This is a genomic window from Micromonospora sp. NPDC000316 (assembly GCF_042898885.1).
Lineage (GTDB): Bacteria > Actinomycetota > Actinomycetes > Mycobacteriales > Micromonosporaceae > Micromonospora.
The window spans coordinates 206,285-225,258 of sequence record NZ_JBIAZG010000005.1 but is presented as its reverse complement, the minus strand read 5'-3'; the positions used below and the strand labels follow the sequence as shown (position 1 = coordinate 225,258).

Annotated in this window: 13 protein-coding genes; 5 read left to right on the top strand and 8 right to left on the bottom strand. The window is 71.4% G+C overall.

The annotated features are described in order from the left end of the window. Nucleotides 1-3: 3 nt before the first annotated feature. From ACFY2Q_RS13915 to pcaF, 7 genes are all read right to left on the bottom strand, one after another. Nucleotides 4-1,359: an aldehyde dehydrogenase family protein gene (locus ACFY2Q_RS13915; RefSeq protein WP_387130076.1), complete on the bottom strand. Its 1,356-nt coding sequence runs from the start codon at nucleotides 1,357-1,359 to the stop codon at nucleotides 4-6. A 116-nt stretch (nucleotides 1,360-1,475) separates the two neighbouring features. Then, entirely contained in the window at nucleotides 1,476-2,840 is a 1,365-nt protein-coding gene (locus ACFY2Q_RS13910; protein WP_387130074.1) for a glutamine synthetase family protein, read from the bottom strand. A gap of 144 nt (nucleotides 2,841-2,984) precedes the next feature. After that, entirely contained in the window at nucleotides 2,985-4,571 is a 1,587-nt protein-coding gene (locus tag ACFY2Q_RS13905; protein WP_387130072.1) for an amino acid permease, read from the bottom strand. Between the two features lie 338 nt (nucleotides 4,572-4,909). Continuing rightward, entirely contained in the window at nucleotides 4,910-5,410 is a 501-nt protein-coding gene (locus ACFY2Q_RS13900; RefSeq protein WP_387130070.1) for a DUF456 domain-containing protein, read from the bottom strand. After that, on the bottom strand, nucleotides 5,407-7,572 hold the full coding sequence (locus tag ACFY2Q_RS13895) for a putative bifunctional diguanylate cyclase/phosphodiesterase (RefSeq protein ID WP_387130068.1): 2,166 nt from the start codon (nucleotides 7,570-7,572) through the stop codon (nucleotides 5,407-5,409). The genes ACFY2Q_RS13900 and ACFY2Q_RS13895 overlap by 4 nt, the downstream gene beginning before the upstream one ends. Nucleotides 7,573-7,576: 4 nt before the next feature. Next, nucleotides 7,577-8,389, bottom strand: coding sequence for an SAM-dependent methyltransferase (locus tag ACFY2Q_RS13890; protein WP_387130066.1), 813 nt, complete (start codon nucleotides 8,387-8,389; stop codon nucleotides 7,577-7,579). 154 nt (nucleotides 8,390-8,543) lie between these two features. Beyond that, the gene (gene pcaF, locus ACFY2Q_RS13885) at nucleotides 8,544-9,749 is read right to left on the bottom strand and encodes a 3-oxoadipyl-CoA thiolase (protein WP_387130065.1); all 1,206 of its coding nucleotides are present in this window, start codon (nucleotides 9,747-9,749) and stop codon (nucleotides 8,544-8,546) included. A gap of 107 nt (nucleotides 9,750-9,856) precedes the next feature. Here pcaF and ACFY2Q_RS13880 point away from each other — a divergent pair, with 107 nt between their 5' ends. The 4 genes from ACFY2Q_RS13880 to ACFY2Q_RS13865 all read left to right on the top strand — a co-directional run bounded on the left by ACFY2Q_RS13880 (nucleotide 9,857) and on the right by ACFY2Q_RS13865 (nucleotide 14,136). Further along, entirely contained in the window at nucleotides 9,857-10,822 is a 966-nt protein-coding gene (locus ACFY2Q_RS13880) for a glutathione S-transferase family protein (RefSeq protein ID WP_387130064.1), read from the top strand. Next, complete coding sequence (locus ACFY2Q_RS13875; RefSeq protein ID WP_387130063.1) at nucleotides 10,815-11,498, top strand: DUF998 domain-containing protein; 684 nt, start codon at nucleotides 10,815-10,817, stop codon at nucleotides 11,496-11,498. The genes ACFY2Q_RS13880 and ACFY2Q_RS13875 overlap by 8 nt, the downstream gene beginning before the upstream one ends. A 200-nt stretch (nucleotides 11,499-11,698) precedes the next feature. Next, a complete protein-coding gene (locus ACFY2Q_RS13870) occupies nucleotides 11,699-13,003 on the top strand; it encodes a dicarboxylate/amino acid:cation symporter (RefSeq protein ID WP_387130358.1) in 1,305 nt (434 codons plus the stop codon). Nucleotides 13,004-13,071: 68 nt separating this feature from the next. Beyond that, nucleotides 13,072-14,136, top strand: a complete 1,065-nt coding sequence (locus tag ACFY2Q_RS13865; RefSeq protein ID WP_387130061.1) for an NADH:flavin oxidoreductase/NADH oxidase — start codon at nucleotides 13,072-13,074, stop codon at nucleotides 14,134-14,136. Between the two features lie 83 nt (nucleotides 14,137-14,219). Here the strand turns inward: ACFY2Q_RS13865 and ACFY2Q_RS13860 are convergent, their stop codons facing one another. After that, on the bottom strand, nucleotides 14,220-17,801 hold the full coding sequence (locus ACFY2Q_RS13860) for an ATP-binding cassette domain-containing protein (RefSeq protein ID WP_387130060.1): 3,582 nt from the start codon (nucleotides 17,799-17,801) through the stop codon (nucleotides 14,220-14,222). Nucleotides 17,802-18,422: 621 nt separating this feature from the next. Between ACFY2Q_RS13860 and ACFY2Q_RS13855 the strand changes: the two genes are divergently transcribed. After that, nucleotides 18,423-18,974, top strand: a complete 552-nt coding sequence (locus ACFY2Q_RS13855; protein ID WP_387130057.1) for a hypothetical protein — start codon at nucleotides 18,423-18,425, stop codon at nucleotides 18,972-18,974.

Sequence of the window (18,974 nt, the reverse complement as noted above, 5' to 3'; positions counted from 1 at the left end):
GCGTCACTCCTCTGTCGCGATGAACACGTTCTTGACGTCGGTGAAGGAGTGCAGCGCGTCCGGGCCCAACTCACGGCCGAGCCCGGAGCGCTTCATCCCGCCGAACGGGGTCCAGTAGCGCACCGAGGAGTGCGAGTTGACGCTGAGGTTGCCCGCGTCGACGGCGCGGGCCATGCGCAGCGCCCGACCGACGTCCCGGGTCCAGATCGAGCCGGAGAGGCCGTACTCGGTGTCGTTGGCGAGCCGGATCGCGTCTGCCTCGTCGTCGAACGGCAGCACCGACACCACCGGGCCGAATATCTCCTCCCGCCAGTGCCTGTCGGCTGGCGAGTCGGCGAGCAGCACTGTCGGCGCGTGCCAGAACCCCGGGCCGTCGGGGCAGGACCCGGTGAACGCGACGGTCGCGCCGGTCAGGTAGCCGGCCACCCGGTCCCGTTGGGCGGCGGAGATCAGCGGACCCATCTCGGCGGTCTCCCGAGCGGGATCCTCGACGCGTACCGCCCGTACCGCCGGTTCGAGCAGTTCCAGGAAGCGGTCGTACACCTGGCGTTGGACCAGGATTCGCGACCTGGCGCAGCAGTCCTGGCCGGCGTTGTCGAAGACCGCTCCCGGCGCGGTCGCGGCGGCGCGTTCCAGGTCGGCGTCGGCGAAGACGATGTTGGCGCTCTTGCCGCCCAACTCCAGGGTGAGTCGCTTCACCTGCGCGGCGCAGCCGGCCATGATCCGGGTGCCGACCTCGGTGGAGCCGGTGAAGCAGATCTTGCGGACGGCCGGGTGGCTGACGAACCGCTCCCCCACCACCGCTCCCTCGCCGGGGATGACTGTGAACACGTCCTCGGGGAGGCCGGCCTCCCTGGCCAACTCGGCCAGGCGCAGCGCGGTGAGCGGGGTCAACTCGGCGGGCTTGAGCACGACTGTGTTGCCGGCGGCGAGGGCCGGAACGAAGCCCCAGGCGGCGATCGGCATCGGGAAGTTCCACGGCACGATCACGCCGACCACACCGAGCGGCTCGTGGAAGGTGACGTCCAGCCCGCCGGGCACCGGGATCTGCCGCCCGGTCAGCCGCTCGGGTGCACCGGCGTAGTAGTCGAGCACATCCCGAACGTTGCCAGCCTCCCAGCGGGCGTTGCCGATCGTGTGCCCAGAGTTGCGGACCTCCAGGGCGGCCAACTCGTCGAGGTGCGCGTCGACAACAGCGGCGAACCGCCGCAGCAACCGCCCCCGATCCCCCGCCCCGAGCAAACGCCACGACTCAAAGGCAACAGCAGCCCGCGAAATAGCCGAGTCCACAACCTCGAGCGAAGCCCCAGGAACCTCCCGAAACCCCACCCCAGAACTCGGATCAACAACCCTAGTCACGCCCTAACCCCCCAACCCCTCCGCGCGATCTTGCACTTTCTGCCCCGACAAAAGCCACGACTCACCACAGACCGACGACACAAAGTGCAAGATCGCGGGGGAAAGGGGCGGGGGCCTTAGAGGCGTTCGAAGCCACGGGTTAGCTCCCAGTCTGTTACCGCTGCGTCGTACGCCGCGATCTCTACTTTTGCCTGGTTGGCGTAGTGGGCTACCACCTCGGTGCCGAACGCCTCCTGGGCCACCTCGGAGTTTTCCCAGAGGGTCAGGGCTTCGCGGAGGGTGCCGGGGACGCGCTCGGCCTCCGGGTCGTCGTAGGCGTTGCCTGTGCACTCGTCGCCCAACTCCAACTCCTGCTCGATGCCGTGCAGCGCGCCGGCGACCAGGCCGGCGATCGCCAGGTACGGGTTGACGTCGGCGCCGGGCACTCGGTTTTCCACACGCATGCCCTGCCCGTGCCCCACCACCCGCAGCGCGCAGGTGCGGTTGTCCACTCCCCAGCGCAGCGCGGTCGGGGCGAACGACCCCGGCTGGTACCGCTTGTAGGAGTTGATGTTCGGGGCGAAGAGCAGGCTGAACTCCCGCATGGTGGCGAGCAGCCCGGCGAGCACCCGCTGACCGGTCTGCGACAGGTGCGCCGGCCCGTCGCCGAGCATCGCCGACGAGCCGGACGAGTCCCGCAGGGAGAAGTGGATGTGGCAGGAGTTGCCCTCCCGCTCGTTCGGCTTGGCCATGAAGGTGATCGACATGCCCTCCTGGGCGGCGATCTCCTTGGCCCCGTTCTTGTAGATCACATGGTGGTCGGCGCACGCCACGGCTTCGTCGTAGCGGAAGGCGATCTCGTGCTGCCCGAGGTTGCACTCGCCCTTGGCGCTCTCCGGGGTGAGCCCGGCGCCTGCCATCTCGGTGCGGATGCGGCGCAGCAACGGCTCCACCCGGGCCGTGCCGAGCAGCGAGTAGTCCACGTTGTATTGGTTCGCCGGGGTGAGGTCGCGGTAGCCGCGCCGCCACGCGTCCTCGTACGAGTCGCGGAACAGCACGAACTCCAACTCGGTGCCGGCGTACGCGGTCAGCCCGTGCTCGGCCAGCCGGGCCAGTTGCCGGCGCAGGATCTGCCGGGGCGAGGCGATGACGTCACCGGAGCCGTCCAGCCAGGCCAGGTCGGCGATCAGCAGAGCGGACCCGGGCTGCCAGGGCGTCCGGCGCAGGGTGTCGAAGTCGGGAACCATCGCGAAGTCGCCGTAGCCGCGTTCCCAGCTCGACATCGCGTACCCGTCGACGGTGTTCATGTCGACGTCCACGGCGAGCAGGTAGTTGCAGCCCTCGCTGCCGCCCGTCACCACCTGGTCGAGGAAGAACGGCGCGTGGAACCGTTTGCCCTGCAACCGGCCCTGCATGTCGACGAGGGCCAGCACCACGGTGTCGATCTCGCCCTCGGCGACGGCGACCCGCAGTTGTTCCAGCGTGAGCGGAGCTTTCCTCATTCGCGGGCCTCCATCACCAAGGTCTACTGGCAAACCGGATCACCGTCAATGCCCGCTGTGGGCACCCCGGCAAACGGGCCGGGGTGCGCGGGCTGTGGCCGTACCGCGTCCCGGTCCGCCGGACGACGGACCGGGACGAACGGGTCAGCCCGGCCCGTCGACAGGCGCCGGGTCGGGCGACCGCGCGGGGTCCTCGACGGTACGCACGGGGCCGGTGAACCACTTGCGGGCCGAGGCGTACCACCAGACGGCGACCACGAGCAGCACCCCGCCCACGGCCAACGGCGCGTAGTTGACAGCCGACCAGGTGAACCCGTCGTTGCCGGGCACCCCGGCGGGCACGATCGGCAGCACGAAGTAGACGGCGATGACCGCGATCTCGATCACAGCGATCCAGCCGAGCACCTTGTATTTGCGCCCCAGCGTCCACGGCCCGGGGGCGAACCTGTCGCCCATCCGCAGCCGCAGCGCGATCGGGATGAGGAAGGACAGGTAGAGCCCGAGGACCGCGACGGAGACCACCGCGTAGAAGGCGATCGGGATGCCTGCCGAGCTCTCGTAGAGCGCCGGCAGGGTCAGCACCAGGCCGGCCAGTGTGGCGCCGATGATCGCGTTGACCGGGGTGCCGTTGCGGTCGACAGTGGACCACAGCCGCCATCCGGGTACGGCCCGGTCGCGGCTGAACGCGTACGTCATGCGGCTCATCGAGGTCACGCAGCTCATGCCGCAGAAGAACTGCCCGATCGTGGAGATGATGATGACGACCTTGAAGAAGACCGGGGTGAGCGCCGACTCGAAGATGGCGCCGGAGAAGCCGCCGGCGGCGTTCACCGCCTCGACGTCGGTGGCCGCGAAGAGGAACGCCAGCAGCAGGATCCAGCCACCGATCGCCGAATAGAAGATCGACTGCCAGAGCCCTCGCGCGGCGGCCTGCGAGGCGCCCCGGGTCTCCTCCGAGACGTGCGCGCAGGCGTCGAAGCCGGTGATCGTGTACTGGGTGAGCAGGAAACCCAGCGGCAGCACGTAGAACCAGAAGGTCAACCCGCCGATGTCGCCGTCACCGAAGCCTGAGTTGTTGAACCGCTCGGTGAACACGAACTGGAAGCTCTGGTGGTTGTCCGGGACGAAGACCAGGATGGCCACCACGGCTGCCGCGCCGGCCACGTGCCACCAGACCGAGACATTCTGGAGTACGTCGATGATCCGGTGCCCGAAGACGTTTATCAGCCCGTGCAGCGCCAGGATGATCACGAAGAGGATGAACGCCTGGCGCAGCGTGCCGGCCCAGCCGTCGAAGAGGGCCGACAGGGTGAGGTTGAGGAACGTCGCGCAGCCGTAGTCGACCGACGCGGTGACCGCGACCAGCCCGATCAGGTTCAGCCAGCCGGTGAACCAGCCGTGCACCGGACGACCCATCGTGGCCGCCCACCAGTAGATCCCACCGGCCGTCGGGTACGCCGACACCAACTCGGCCATGCAGAACCCGATGATCAGGATGAACAGCGAGATCAGCGGCCAGCCCCAGGAGATGGCGACCGGCCCGCCGTTGTTCCACGCCTGGCCGAACGTGGTGAAGCAGCCGGCCAGGATCGAGATGATGGAGAACGAGATGGCGAAGTTGGAGAAGCCACTCCACTTGCGGCGCAACTCCTGTTTGTAGCCGAGTTCGGCGAGCCGTCGGGCGTCCTCGTCCATCGGTTGCTCGGCGGTCGGCACGGGGGTCGTGGCCACTGCACACCTCCCTGAGGTGGTTCCACGTGCGAGTGGGCAAAGTGTGATCCTGGCCGCTCAAGGCGGTCAATACGTCGGCCGGTGGGAATCGCGCCGTCGCGGTAATTGTGTTGCCACTGCGGCCACCTCGGCCGCACTCTTGACCTCGTGACCAGGCCCGTTAGCGACGGGCCGACCCCCGGGCGCTCGGACCGCCCGGACCGCGGCGGCGCGGGGCACAACCTCTCTCTCACGTACGGCACCGCCGTACCCAAAAAGTGCCCCGCGCCCCCTTCTCCCTTGGGTGATCAAGAGGTTTTGATGAATTTCTTGATCACCCATGCACAAATGGAGAGGGCTCAGGTGAGGATCAGGCCGGCTGCCCAGAGGACTGCGATGGTCAGGCCGGCCAGGAACTCCACGAGCATCGACAGGCCGGCCGCCTTGAGCGCCTGCACCGTGGACGGCCAGGCGAGCTGGTGGCTGCCCAGCCGCAGCCGCTCCGCCGCCCACACCCCGCCGACGAAACCGATCACCAGCCCCACGATCGGCACCACGAAGAACCCGACGATGCCGAGCACCCCGCCGGCGAGCAGCGTGGACACCGGCACGCCTGTGCGTTTCAGGTTCCGCCCGGGCCACGCGTACTTGATCACGGCACCGGACACGGCTACCAACGTGGCGGCGGCGAACACCGCCCAGCCACCCATGCCGGCGCCGCCGAAGATCGCCCAGACCAGCACGCCGCCCCAGCACAGCGGCAGCGCCGGCAGACCGGGCACCACCACGCCTGCCAACCCGGCCAGGATGGCAAGCGCGGCCACCACGGTCACCAGCGTCTGTGAGTCCGTCAGGCTCACCCCGTCACCCCGCCGCGTAGTCGGGCCGTGATCACATCGGCCGGGGCCGGTGCACCGAAGTACCGCCCCTGACCGGTGTCGCAGCGCAGCGCCCGCAGCCGCTCCGCCTGCACAGCGGTCTCCACCGCCTCGGCGGTGACCCACAACTCCAGGGCGTGCGCGAGCCGGACCAACGCGTCCACGATCCGCTCGTCCCGGTGGTCGGCCACGACGTCCGTCCCGTCGGCGCGGATGCCCTCGACGAACGGGCCGGCCAGTTTCAGACAGTGGATCGGCAGCCGGCGCAGGTACGCCAGGTTGGAGTAGCCGGTGCCGAAGTCGTCAACGGCCAGCCGGACACCAAGCGCCGCGAGCCGGTGCAGGCTGCGCAGCGGCTCCCCGGCGCTGCCCATCACTGCGCTCTCGGTCAGCTCAAGCTGGAGAAGCTCCGCCGGCAGCCCGCTTGTGGCCAGCGCGTCCGCCACTGTCGCAACGATCGCCGGGTCGTCGGCCTGCCGGGCGGCCAGGTTCACGCTGACCACCAGCCGCGCCTCGGGGAACTCCCGCCACCACCGTTCGGCGTCCTGGCAGGCCTGCCGCAGCACCCACTCGCCGAGCCCGACGATGAGGCCGGTCTCCTCGGCCAGGCCGATGAACCGGTCCGGGCCGATGAGGCCCAGCTCCGGGTGCTCCCAGCGGACCAGCGCCTCCACCGCGAGCATGGTGCCCTCCAGCAGCGACACGATCGGCTGGTAGTGCACCACGAACTCGCCCCGGTCGAGTGCGGCGGGCAGCCCTGCGACAAGCGCCGACCGGGCGATGTCGCGGGCGCTGCGCTCGGGGTCGTACACCGCCCACCGGCCCCGGCCGGCGGCCTTGGCCCAGTAGAGCGTCGTGTCGGCGGCCTTCATCAGCTCCGAGGCGGTGGTCTCCGCGGCCGGGCAGTCCACGATGCCCACGCTTGCGGACACCGCCAACTGCTGGTCACCGACGTGCACAGGGGCGGCGACGGCGGCCAGCGCCGCCTCCGCCACGGCCACCGCGTCGGCGGTGCCGTCCCCGCCGTCGACAAGGATCACGAACTCGTCGCCGCCCATTCGGGCGACCAGGTGGCCGTGGTCGGCCACGCAATCGGCCAGCCGCCGGCCGATCACCACGAGCAGCCGGTCACCGAGGTCGTGGCCGAGGCTGTCGTTTATCGCCTTGAACCCGTCCAGGTCGAGGAAGCACACACCGACCCGCTGCCCGGCGCCGGCGGTGTCGAGAACCCGGCCCAGCGTCTCGAAGAACAACGTCCGGTTGGGCAGCCCGGTCAGCGGGTCGTGTGACGCCTGGAAGCGCAGCCGCTGCTGAAGTTCGTACCGCTCGGTGATGTCCTCGATCATGGCGACGGTGAAGCGGGGTCGGCCGTCGTCGTAGCGGATCAACGAGACGGCCAGGTCCGTCCAGACGACGCTGCCGTCCTTGCGGTAGTAGCGCTTCTCGACCCGCGCCGAGTCGCGCTTGCCCTCGATCAGCTCCTGGTAGATCTCCCACATGCCGGCAGCGTCGTCGGCGTAGGCCAGCGATGCCACGTTGGCCTGGCACAACTCCTCGATGGAGTAGCCGAGCATGTCGGCGAACGCCTGGTTGACGTCGAGGATCTGACCGTCGACCCCGGCGATGCCGATCCCGATGACCGCGCCGGTGAAGACCGCCCGGAACCGCGCCTCGCTGTCGCGCAACGCCTGCTCGACCTCGTCGCGTGCCTGCCACGCCGACCGGGCGATCCGCTCCTGCTGGGTGAACGTACGGTCGCGCAACGCGCGGGCGAACCCGGCGGCCAGACCGCCCTGCACCGCGGCGATCCGCCGGGTCAGGTCGGCCGGCCGGTCGTCGGCTGCCAATACCCGACGGGGAAAGTCGTCACCGAGTGCGGTGAGCGACCACTCCAGCGCCCGGGGCTCGGTCAGGTGCGCCTCCACCAACGCCCGCCCGACCTCCTCGGCGGGACGGACCGAGAACGGCTCGGCCCGCAGAGCCTGTGCCAGCCGGACAGTGTGTGCCAGCAGCAGCCGCTCGGTCTCGGCCGCGCTGAGCGGCACGAAACCGAGGCGGCGTACCGCGCGGGCCCAGTCGGCGGCGTAGCCCCGGGCGTCGGCACGGCCGACGTCGACTCCGGTGGGATCCGGGACGGCGGCCACGGGATCAGCCGACGGGCTGGTCGTACCGAGCGACCGCCCCGAAGGCGCCGAACCTCTCGGGGTGCTCGTCCACATCCGACGGGGAGTCGGGACGCCAGAGCGGCATGTGCACCACGCCCGGTTCGAGGACTGTCCAGTCGCCGAAGAACCCGGTGACCTGCGCGCGGGAGCGCAGGGTGATCTCGGTGTCGGTGCGGGAGGAGAGTCGCTGGGCGTCGAGCATCTCCTGCGGCTGGTCCTCGAATGTGGAGTGCGAGATGACCAGGAAGCTGCCAGGCGCGGCGGCGGCCCGCAGGGTGGCCAGGATGTCGTCGGGCCGGTCGCTGTCCGGGATGAAGTGCACCACCCCGGCCAGCAGGATGCCCATCGGCCGGCTGAAGTCGATGAGCCCGAGCCGCCGGGTCTCGTCGAGGATGAGCTCCGGCTCACGCAGGTCGGCGTGGATCACCCCGGTGAGGTCGTTGCCGGCGAGCAGTTCCCGGCTGTGCGCGACGGCCACCGGGTCGATGTCGACGTAGACCACCCGGGCCTTCGGGTTCGCCCCCTGAGCCACCTCGTGCACGTTGCCCACGGTGGGAATTCCAGAGCCGATGTCGAGGAACTGGTCGATGCCTGCGTCGAGCAGCACGCGTACGGCCCGGCGCAGGAACTCCCGGCCGGAGCGCATGGTGGCGGCGAGGTTCGGGGTCATGCTGGCGATCTGCTCGGCCAACTGCCTGTCGATCTCGAAGTTGTGTGCCCCACCCAGGAAATAGTCGTACACCCGGGCCGCGCTCGGCCTGGTCAGATCAATCTCGGTCGGCAGTCCGTCCGGCATCAGCGTGCTCCCCAGTTCATCGCCGCGGCGCGGGGCGGCTCCGGCAGTCGGCGGCCCCCCGGCGACCACCGGCCGACCCCGCGGATCGTGTGGTGTGGACCACTCTAGGCCGCCGACTCCCGCGTTCGGGAGGTCTCTTCACGCTCTTCCGCGGTTAGGCCGCCGATTCCAACAACAGCGATATACCTTGACCGACGCCAATGCACATGGTGGCCAGCGCTCGGCGGCCGCCGCGACGGCGCAACTCCAGAGCGGCGGTCAACGCCAGCCGGGCACCGCTGGCGCCCAGCGGGTGGCCGAGCGCGATGGCGCCGCCGTTCGGGTTGACGTGCTCGGCGTCCACGGGCAGGCCCAACTCCCGCAGCACCGCCACCGACTGCGCGGCGAACGCCTCGTTCAGCTCGATCACATCCACCGCGCCCACCTCAACGCCGACCCGGTCGAGCAGCTTGCGGGTGGCCGGAACCGGGCCGATCCCCATGATGCGCGGCGGCACGCCGGCCGCCGCCGCGCCGCCGATGCGGGCCAGCGGTGTCAGGCCGTACCGGGCGACCGCCGCCTCGCTGGCCACCAGCAGCGCTACCGCGCCGTCGTTGACGCCCGAGGAGTTGCCGGCGGTCACCGTGCCGCCGTCGCGGAACGGGGTGGGCAGCGCGGCGAGCTTCTCCAGCGTGGTCTCCCGGGGGTGCTCGTCGACCTCGACAAGGCGGGTTTCCCGGCGGCCGGCCGGCACGGAGACCGGCACGATCTCCTCGGCGAACCGGCCGTCGGCCTGCGCCCTGGCCGCGCGCTGCTGTGAGCGGTACGCGAAGGCGTCCTGCTCGGCCCGACTCACGCCGAACTCGGCGGCCACGTTCTCCGCCGTCTCCGGCATCGAGTCGACCCCCCAGCCGTCGCGCATCAGCGGGTTGACCAGCCGCCAGCCCAGGGTGGTGTCGTGCACCTCGGCCGAGCGGGAGTACGCCGACGTGGCCTTCGGCATGACGAACGGCGCGCGGCTCATGCTCTCCACCCCACCCGCGACCACCAGGTCCGCCTCGCCGGCCACGATGGACCGGGCGGCGGTGGCGAGGGCGTCCAGCCCGGAGCCGCAGAGCCTGTTGATCGTGCTGCCCGGCACCTCCTCGGGCAGGCCGGCAAGCAGCGCCGCCATCCGGGCCACGTTGCGGTTGTCCTCGCCGGCCTGGTTGGCGCAGCCCAGCACGACGTCGTCGACGCGCGCCCAGTCCACCGACGGGTGGCGGGCCACCAGCTCACGGATCACGTGCGCGGCCAGGTCGTCGGGGCGGACGCCGGCCAGCGCGCCGGCGTAACGACCGATCGGGGTACGGACACCGGCCACCAGGTATGCCACGGTCATCGCGAGTCCTTCAGGGGGTGCAGACGGCGGGGGTGGGGGCACGCCCATCGGGTCGCGAGGGCTGCCGGCGCCAGGATATCCGCGTTCGCAGCGGATAGGTTGACGGCATGGCCCCGGCCCAGTTCAGCGCAGAGACCAGCGGCGACGGCGCGTTCGTCCGCCAGCCCAACCGGTTCACCGGTCGGGTCACCCCGGACTCGACAGCCCCGCCCGGCGGCGGCCCCGACGAGCAGGACCGCTGGCCTCTGGAGGCCGGTCGTTACCGGCTGATCTGGTGCCGCGCGTGCCCGTGGGCGCACCGGGCGAAGATCGTGCGCGGCCTGCTCGGCCTGGACGACGCGATCTCGCTGGGCACCGTCGACCCGATCCGGGACGAGCGCGGTTGGGCGTTCGCCCTCGACCCGGACGGCTTCGACCCGGTCCTCGGCGTCGGGTTCCTCTCCGAGGCGTACCTGGCCACCGACCTGGACTACACCGGCCGGGTGACAGTCCCGGCGCTCGTCGACACGCTCACCGGCCGGGTGGTGACAAACGACTACCCGCAACTCACCCTCGACTTCTCCACGCAGTGGCGGCGGCTGCACGCCCCCGACGCACCGGATCTGTACCCGGTCGAGTTGCGCCCCGAGATGGACGCGCTGATGGCCGAGATCCACGCCGACGTCAACAACGGCGTCTACCGGTGCGGGTTCGCCACCTCGCAGACGGCCTACGACGAGGCGTTCCGTGCGCTGTTCGCCAGGCTGGACGTGCTCTCCGCACGGCTGGCCGGGCAGCGCTACCTGATGGGCGACGCGATCACCGAGGCCGACGTGCGGCTGTTCACCACGCTCGTCCGCTTCGACGCCGCGTATCACGGGCACTTCAAGTGCAACCGCGACAAGCTGACCGAGATGCCGGTGCTGTGGGCGTACGCCCGGGACCTGTTCCAGACCCCGGGCTTCGGCGAGACGGTGGACTTCGACCACATCAAGCGGCACTACTACGGCACCCATCGGGAGATCAACCCGACAGGCATCGTGCCGCTCGGGCCTGACGAGGCCGGCTGGACCACGCCGCACGGGCGTGGCTGAGCGGCGCCGGGCCGGCACCGGGTCCACAGCCGTCGCCCGCCGGGACATCGCCCGCCGGGCCGCCGCGTCGGCCGCTGCCGGGGGCGCGTTGGCCGGCGCGGTAGCGGTGACGGTCGCGGTGGTCTTCGGTCCGGGTCCGGGCCTCACCGGGTACGTGAGCGAGGCGGGCATTCCCGGCAGCGCGTACGCCTCGACGTACCGGCTCGGGGTCCTGGCGTTGGCCGGCGCGTTGCTGCTGCTCGCCGTGGCGCTGCCTCCGGTGATGCGTATCGCGCCGGCGCTGCTCGCCACAAGCGCCGTGTTCACCGCCGTGTCCGGGGCGGTGACCTGCTCGGCCGGCTGCCCGCTGCCGCCGTTCGAGCGGGCGACGGTGGCCGACCTGGTGCATGGCGGCGCGAGCATCGTGGCGACCGCGGCCGTGGTCCTCGCCATGGCCGTGCTTGCCGGGTCCGAGGAGTCGGGTCCGGCGGTGCGCCGGTTGGCCGTTCGCGCGGTGACGCTTGTCTTCCCGCTGTGCGCGGCGGTCGGGCTGGCCATGCTCATCGTCGGCCGGGGAGCCCTTGTGGGCGTGTTGGAACGGCTGGTCCTCGGGCTCGCGGTGCTGTGGGCGGTGGCCACCGCCACCACGCTGGCCCTGAGCAGGTTTATTCCGCATCCCGGCGCGGCGCGGCAGTAAGGAGCGTCACGGCCAGCGCTCCTTGCGGTGGCTCGTCATCGGCGTAGCCTCGCTCAACGATGACCAATGTCTGGGGCCTCACCGTTCGCCTGTACGTCGATCTTCGACTGCAGGCCAGCGGCATCTGTCCGGCGTAGCCGCCCTCCCCGCGCCTATCCCGACCAGCCCTGACAATTGGATACGTTCTCATGTCTTTCGGCCTGCGCAAGATCCCCTTCTCCGTGCAGATACTCCTCGGCCTCGTGCTCGGCGTCGTACTCGGTTTTGTTGCCCGCAGCAATGACCTGAGTTGGCTGACCACCACCCTGCACACAGTCGGCAGCCTCTTCATCCAGCTCCTCAAGCTGGCCGTGCCGCCGCTGGTTTTCACCGCCATCGTCGTCAGCGTGGTCAGCCTGCGCGGCGTGGCGAACGCCGCCCGGCTCGCGCTCAAGACCCTTATGTGGTTCGGCATCACCGCGCTGATCGCGGTGAGCATCGGCATCGGTCTCGGCCTGCTCACCAACCCGGGCAAGGGCGTGACCCTCGACCTGGGCGGCGCGGCACCGCCGAAGAACACCGGCTCGTGGACCGACTTCCTCACCGGCATCGTCCCCACCAACCCGGTCGGGGCGTTCGTCGAGGGCAACGTCCTCCAGATCGTCTTCCTCGCCATCGTCGTCGGTGCCGCGGCCCTGCTGGTCGGCGACGCCGCCGAGCCGTTCGTGGCGCTGAACCGCTCCCTGCTGGAGATCGTGCAGAAGGCGCTCTGGTGGGTGATCCGGCTCGCCCCGATCGGCACCATCGGCCTGCTCGGCAACGCCGTCGCCTCGTACGGCTGGGACCTGCTGGCACCCCTCGCGAAGTTCGCCACCTCCGTCTACGTCGGCTGCGCCCTCGTGCTGTTCGTGGTCTACCCGCTGGTGCTGATCCTCGCCGGCCGCCTCAACCCGCTGCGCTTCTTCGCCGGCGCCTGGCCGGCTATCCAGTTGGCGTTCGTGTCCCGCTCCTCGGTGGGCACCATGCCGGTGACCCAGCGCTCCGTCGAGCGGCTCGGCGTCCCCCGCGAGTACGCCTCGTTCGCCGTGCCGTTCGGTGCCACCACGAAGATGGACGGCTGCGCCGCCATCTACCCGGCGCTCGCCGCGATCTTCGTGGCCCAGGTGTTCGGCGTGCACCTCGGCGTCACCGACTACCTGCTCATCGCCTTCGTCTCGGTCGTCGGCTCGGCGGCCACCGCCGGCCTCACCGGTGCGATCGTGATGCTCACCCTCACCCTGAGCACGCTCGGTCTGCCGCTGGCCGGCGCCGGCCTGCTGCTGGCCATCGACCCCATCCTGGACATGATCCGGACCGCCACCAACGTGGCCGGGCAGGCACTCGTGCCGACAGTCGTCGCCGCCCGCGAGGGCACCCTCGACCGGACAGCGTACGACGCCGCCGGTCGGCGGGACCTGACCGACCCGGAGCCGGTCGCGTTGGCGCGCCCCGACCGGCGGGACGAACTGAGCCCCGTCCCCGCCTGACCTCGGTAGACCGACGTCGACGGACCCCTCCACGCGGGGTCCGTCGACGTCCCCGAAAGGATGACGAGATGAGTTCCCTGTTCACACCGCTGGCCCTGCGCGCGGTCACCCTGCCCAACCGGATCGCGCTGGCGCCGATGTGCCAATACTCCGCCGGCCCGGACGGCCTGCCCACCGACTGGCACCTCGTCCATCTCGGCAGCCGCGCGGTCGGTGGCGCCGGGCTGGTGCTGAGCGAGGCGACGGCAGTGCTGCCCGAGGGTCGGATCAGCCCGCAGGACACCGGGCTGTGGTCCGACGCGCACGTCGACGCGTGGCGCCCGGTGACCGCGTTCGTGTCCGCCCACGGTGCCGTGCCGGCCGTCCAGCTCGCGCACGCCGGGTTCAAGGCCTCCACGTACCGGCCGTGGGCACCCGAGCGCGGCGGCGTCCCGGACGCCGAGGGCGGCTGGACGCCTGTCGGCCCCGGGTCGGAGCCGTTCGCCGCCGACTACCGGACGCCGACAGCCCTCGACGCGGCAGGCATCACCGGGGTCGTCGAGGCGTTCGCCACCGCCGCCGAGCGAGCCCTCGCCGCCGGCTTCGCCGCCGTGGAGATCCACGCCGCGCACGGCTACCTGCTGCACGAGTTCCTGTCGCCGCTGAGCAACCACCGCACCGACGCCTACGGCGGTGACCGGGCCGCCCGGATGCGGCTCACCCTGGAGGTGGCCCGCGCGGTACGCGCCGCGGTCGGCGAGAGCGTGCCGGTGCTCACCCGGATCTCCGGCACCGACTGGGTCGAGGGCGGCTGGACGATCGAGGACAGCGTGGTGCTCGCCGGCGAACTGGCCGGTGCCGGCGTCGACCTCGTCGACACGTCCTCCGCCGGCGTGAGCGTGCACCAGCGCATCCCGCTCGGCCCCGGCTACCAGGTTCCGCTGGCCGCACAGATCCGCCGCGAGGCAGGCGTACCGACCGGCGCGGTCGGCCTCATCGTCGAGCCGGAGCACGCCGAGCAGATCATCGCCAGCGGCGAGGCCGATCTGGTGCTGCTCGGCCGGGAACTGCTGCGTGACCCGTACTGGCCCCGCCGGGCCGCCGCGAAGCTCGGCGTCGCGTACAACGGGCCGGCGCAGTACGCCCGCGCCTGAACCCTGCCGGCTCCTGAACCCTGCCGGCTCCTGAACCCTGCCGGGGGGGGGGGGGGCGCGGGCCCCCCCCCCCCCCCCGACCGTCAGCCGGCCAGGTGCGACCAGTCACCCTCCAGGTCCCGCCAGGTGCCCTGGGCCGCCACCGTGCCGCCAAGCAGCACCACCACGTGATCGGCGCGGACGAGCGCGGCCCGCTTCGCTGTCGACCCGACAACTGTCACCCCATGTGCACGCAACGCCTGCCACAGCGCCAGCTCGGTGGTGACGTCGAGCGCCGACGACACGTCGTCGGCCACCAGCAGTTCGGTACGCGGTGCCAGCGCCCGCGCCAACGCCAACCGCTGCAACTGCCCGCCGGAGAGCCGGGTGCCCTTGTGCCCGATGAGCAGCCCCAACCCGCCGCCGGCGGCAGCCAGGTCGTGGTCGAGCTGGGCGGTGGTGACCGCCCCTGCCGCGTCCACCTGGTGCCCGAGCGCGATGTTGTCGGCCACCGTGCCGGACAGCACCCGGGGCAACTGCGCGACGTAGCCGACCTGGTTGGGGCGCAGGAACAGCTCCGGCTCGGTGACCAGGTCGCCGTTCCAGGTCAGCTCACCTGTGTGGTGCACGATCCCGGCCAGCGCCCGCAGCAGCGACGACTTGCCCGAGCCGACCGGCCCGACGATCAGCACCAACTGACCGCGGCGCACCGTCAGGTCCACGTTGCGGACGGCGACCGTACCGTCGGAGTGCACCACACCGAAGTCGCGCAGCTCCAGGTGGCGCAGCGGATGCCGGGGCGGCATGCTCGGCGCGGGCGCCGTCCCGGCGGCCAGGTCGACCGCCGGCACCCCCGCTGAATACACGTTCGCCCCTGTCATCGCCACCGTGCGTCGGGTCCAGACCCGCGCCGACGGCAGCTGGGAGATCAACGACGCTGTCGTCCAGGCGAACCAGCGGGCCGCGCCCAGGGTGGAGACGGCCACAAGCACCGCCCCGGCGGAGAGCCCGCCGTTCAGATAGAGCGCCCACGCGCCGATCGGCAACAACCCACTGGCCACCGACGGCGTGGAGCGCGACCACACCTGCACCGAGATCTCCCGCCGCTGCCTGTCGCTGCGCAGCACGTCCAGGGCCGCCAGGTGGTGCAGCACCGCAGCGGTCGCACCGGCGAGCTTCACCGTCCGCGCCGCCGACAGCGCCGAGACCAGCGCGGTGGCGAAGGAGGCCCGCGCCGCCACCGTCGCCCGTGCCGCCCGCTCAAGCGTCGGCCCGAACAGCGTCGCGGCAAGCCCGGAGACCACCATCGTCCCGACGAAGAACAGCGCGGGTACGACGCTGCCGGTGACCGCGGTCATGGTGACCACAAGGACCACCGCGACGGACTGGTCCAGCACGTTGTCGGCAAGCTGGACCACCCGCTCGGTGTCGCCACCCTGCGCCACCACCTCGGCCGGGGTGTGCGAGCTGACCCGGCGCGGCCCGGTCTGGCCGTGCACCAGGCGCAGGCCGATCCGCAGCATCTGCCGCACCCACCAGCTGGGGAACCAGACGTGTGTGTAGAACGGCACCGGCAGGGTCACCAGCAGCCCCGCCGTGATCCCCAACGCCGGCAGGTACGGGCTGCCCGTCCCATCGACCACGTCGGCCCACAGCCAGGGCAGCACCGGGCCATCCAGCCCCAGCAGGGTGACCACGAGGAACAGTCCGACCGCGGCCAGCCCGTACCGGGGGTCGTTCGTGCAGAGCCGGGCGATCTCCCGCAGCGTCCGGGCTGGCGGCACGGGCGGCAGTGGCGGCGGATCGGCACGGACCGGCCCGTCCTGCGTTACCCGCGCGGTCGTCGGCTCGGTCGGCCAGACGTCGGCCAGGTCGGGACCGACCAACAGGTCGGCGCCGGCGCGGCCGGCGGGCAGGTCGGCGCCGCCGCGGCCGGCGGGCAGGTCGGTGCCGGCGCGGCCGGCGGGCAGGTCGGCGCCGCCGCGCCCGGCCGGTGCCACCGCCGCGTACGCGGCGGCATGACTGGTCGCCAGCAGTTCGGCGAAGCGCGTCGACGTCTCCAGCGGGCCGGCCTCGACCACGGCACCGTCGGCCAGCACCACCACCTCGTCGCAGCGGCGCACGGACGAGAGGCGGTGGGCGATGACGATCCCGATCCGGTCCCGCAGCAGTCGTTCGGTGGCCCGCTGCACCCGCGCCTCGGTGACCGGATCCAGCCGCGCGGTGGCCTCGTCGAGGATCACCACGTGCGGCTCCCGGACCAGGATCCGGGCGAAGGCCACCAGTTGCTCCTGACCGGCGGAGAGCACGTGCCCACCCTCCCCCAGCCGGGTCGCCAGCCCGTCCGGCAGCTCGGCGATCCAGCCGGCCAGGCCCAGCTCGTCAAGCGCCCGGGCGGCGGCTTCGAGCAGCTCCGGGTCGAAGAGCGCGACGTTCTCAGCGAGCGTGCCGGCCAGGATCTCGGTGCGCTGCGGCACGAGTGCCACCCAACGGCGCAACTGCTCGACGTCGAGGTCGCACAGGTCGGTGCCGCCGAGGAATACCGTTCCCGGCGGCACGTCGACGGCCCTGGTGAGCACCTTCGCAAGGGTCGACTTGCCCGAGCCGGTGCGCCCGATCAGCGCGTACGAACGGCCTCGCGCAAAGGTGAGGCTGAGCCCGCGCAGCGCAGCCCCCCGGCCGTTCCCCTCGCCGCTCACCTGGTATCCGAACGTCAGATCACGGATGCGCAGATCACCCTCGGTCGGGCTGGCTCCGCCGACGGGCTCCTGCCGGGCCTTCTGCAACAACTGCACCCGGGCCCACGCGCCGAGCGCCTCCTGGATCTCCGGCACCATCCTGCTGACGTGCTCCGCGGTGGCCCCGAAGGCCAGAGCGAGCAGCCAGATGGCGGTGAGGCGGGCGGCGTCGACCCGGCCGGTGGCCAGCGCCCACGCCCCGCCGAGCACCACCACGCCGATCCCAGCCCGGATCGTCGCGGTGGCGGCCGTGGCGACCCGCGCGGACAACACCCAGACCACGCGGCCCCGGGACAGCACGGCGGCCGCCCGCTGGGCGTAGAGCCGGAGCACGTACGGCCGGGCCAGACTGGTGCGTACGTCATCCTGGCCGTGCACCGCCTCCTCCATCACGGCGGCAAGGTCCGACCAGGCCTCCTCCTCGGCCATCCGGGCGGGGCCGATCCGCGCCGTGGGCCGGCGCAGCCCGACCGCGAGCACCACCGTGAGCAGCAGCATCGCGATCCCGGCTGGCCACCACACGGCAAGCGCGACGACCATCGACAGCAGACCGACGCAGAGGCCCTGCGCGAGCCGGGTGCCCTGGTTACGCACCGCCGACGCCACCTGGTAGACGTCCCCGTCGATGCGGTCGAGCATCTCGCCGACCGGGGTGGTCTCCAGGGTGGGCAGGTCCTGTCCGAGGGCGATCCGGCAGAGCCGGCGGCGCACGTCGGCGGACCAGTCGGCGGTCAGGCCGGCCATCAGCAGGCTCACCGCGAGGTCGCTGAGCACCACGGCGACGAGCGCCGCAGCTAGCACGGTGAAGAAGCCGGCCGAGCGATGCACAAGCACCGCACCCGCGAGCGCCGACGCACCGGCCTGCCCGGCCGCGCCGAGCACGATCAGGACCGCCACCACCGTCATACGGCGTGCAGAGGTGCCCCACAGATCACGGAGCAGACGCATCGGAGTTCCTCCGGCTGTGGGTGGCTGAGCACCCAGCCTGCCGGTCGCAACATCGTCGAATCAACCGATTTACCCACCTTGAGCACGGCGGCGGACCCCGCACAGCCTCGCCGGGATGATCGACTCGGGATCCTTGTAACCGGGGTGTCCCAATGCGCTGGATGCCCCGGTTTCAAGGAAGCCGAGTGGGTCACGCCCTGGACGGCCGATTGGCCTAGAGCCAGCGCAGCGTATGGGCGAAATATCCGGGCCTGGGAACTTTTTGGTGTGACCGGCGGCACTCACAGACCGGAATCGTGGCTGCCCCGGACGGGTTACATATCCCTGACGACCGCAGCGCCACCGGCCACTGGCCCGCCCCGCACGGGGCGCGGAATGACAGGTCCGGCGAGGTCGTTGCACCGTCTCGACCGACCGCACCAGCTCGACGTGCCAGCGGACGGGCCACCCCCGGAATGACCCCGGCCCCCCGGTCGTTACACATGGACCCGGCCGCCGGAGGCCCCGCGCCCCGCCGCCGTGAAGACTTTCCCAGTTGTTTTGTGCAGCGCCGGACGAGGTGCTCACACCCGTCACCGTCCCCCCGGTGGTGGGTGTCCTACCCCCGAAGGAGCTACCCCCATGAACACGATCATCCGTAAGAGCATGCTGTCTGTTGCTGGTCTCGCGTTCGCCGGTGGCGTCTTCGCCGGCCCGATCGCCGCCCACGCCGCCACCCCGGCGGCCGAGGCGAAGCCGGCCGCGGTTGCGGTGAAGCCGCAGGGCGCGCAGTCGCACATCGATCTCAACGATGAGCAGACCGCGAACGTGAAGGCGATCATCGCGGCGACGAAGAAGGCTGGCCTGCCCGAGCGCGCGGCGGTCATCTCCATCGCCACCAGCCTGCAGGAGTCGAAGTTGGAGAACCTGGGCCACCTGGGTGACCGCAACGACCATGACTCGCTGGGTCTGTTCCAGCAGCGCCCGTCCAGTGGTTGGGGTACGCCGGAGCAGATCACCGACCCCGCCTACTCGACCACCGCGTTCCTGAAGGGTTTGAAGCAGGTTGACGGTTGGCAGGACATGCCGCTGACCGACGCCGCGCAGACCGTGCAGGTCTCGGCGTACCCGGACGCCTACGCCCAGTGGGAGCAGCAGGCCGCCGACCTGGTCGGCCAGTACTGGAACAGCTGA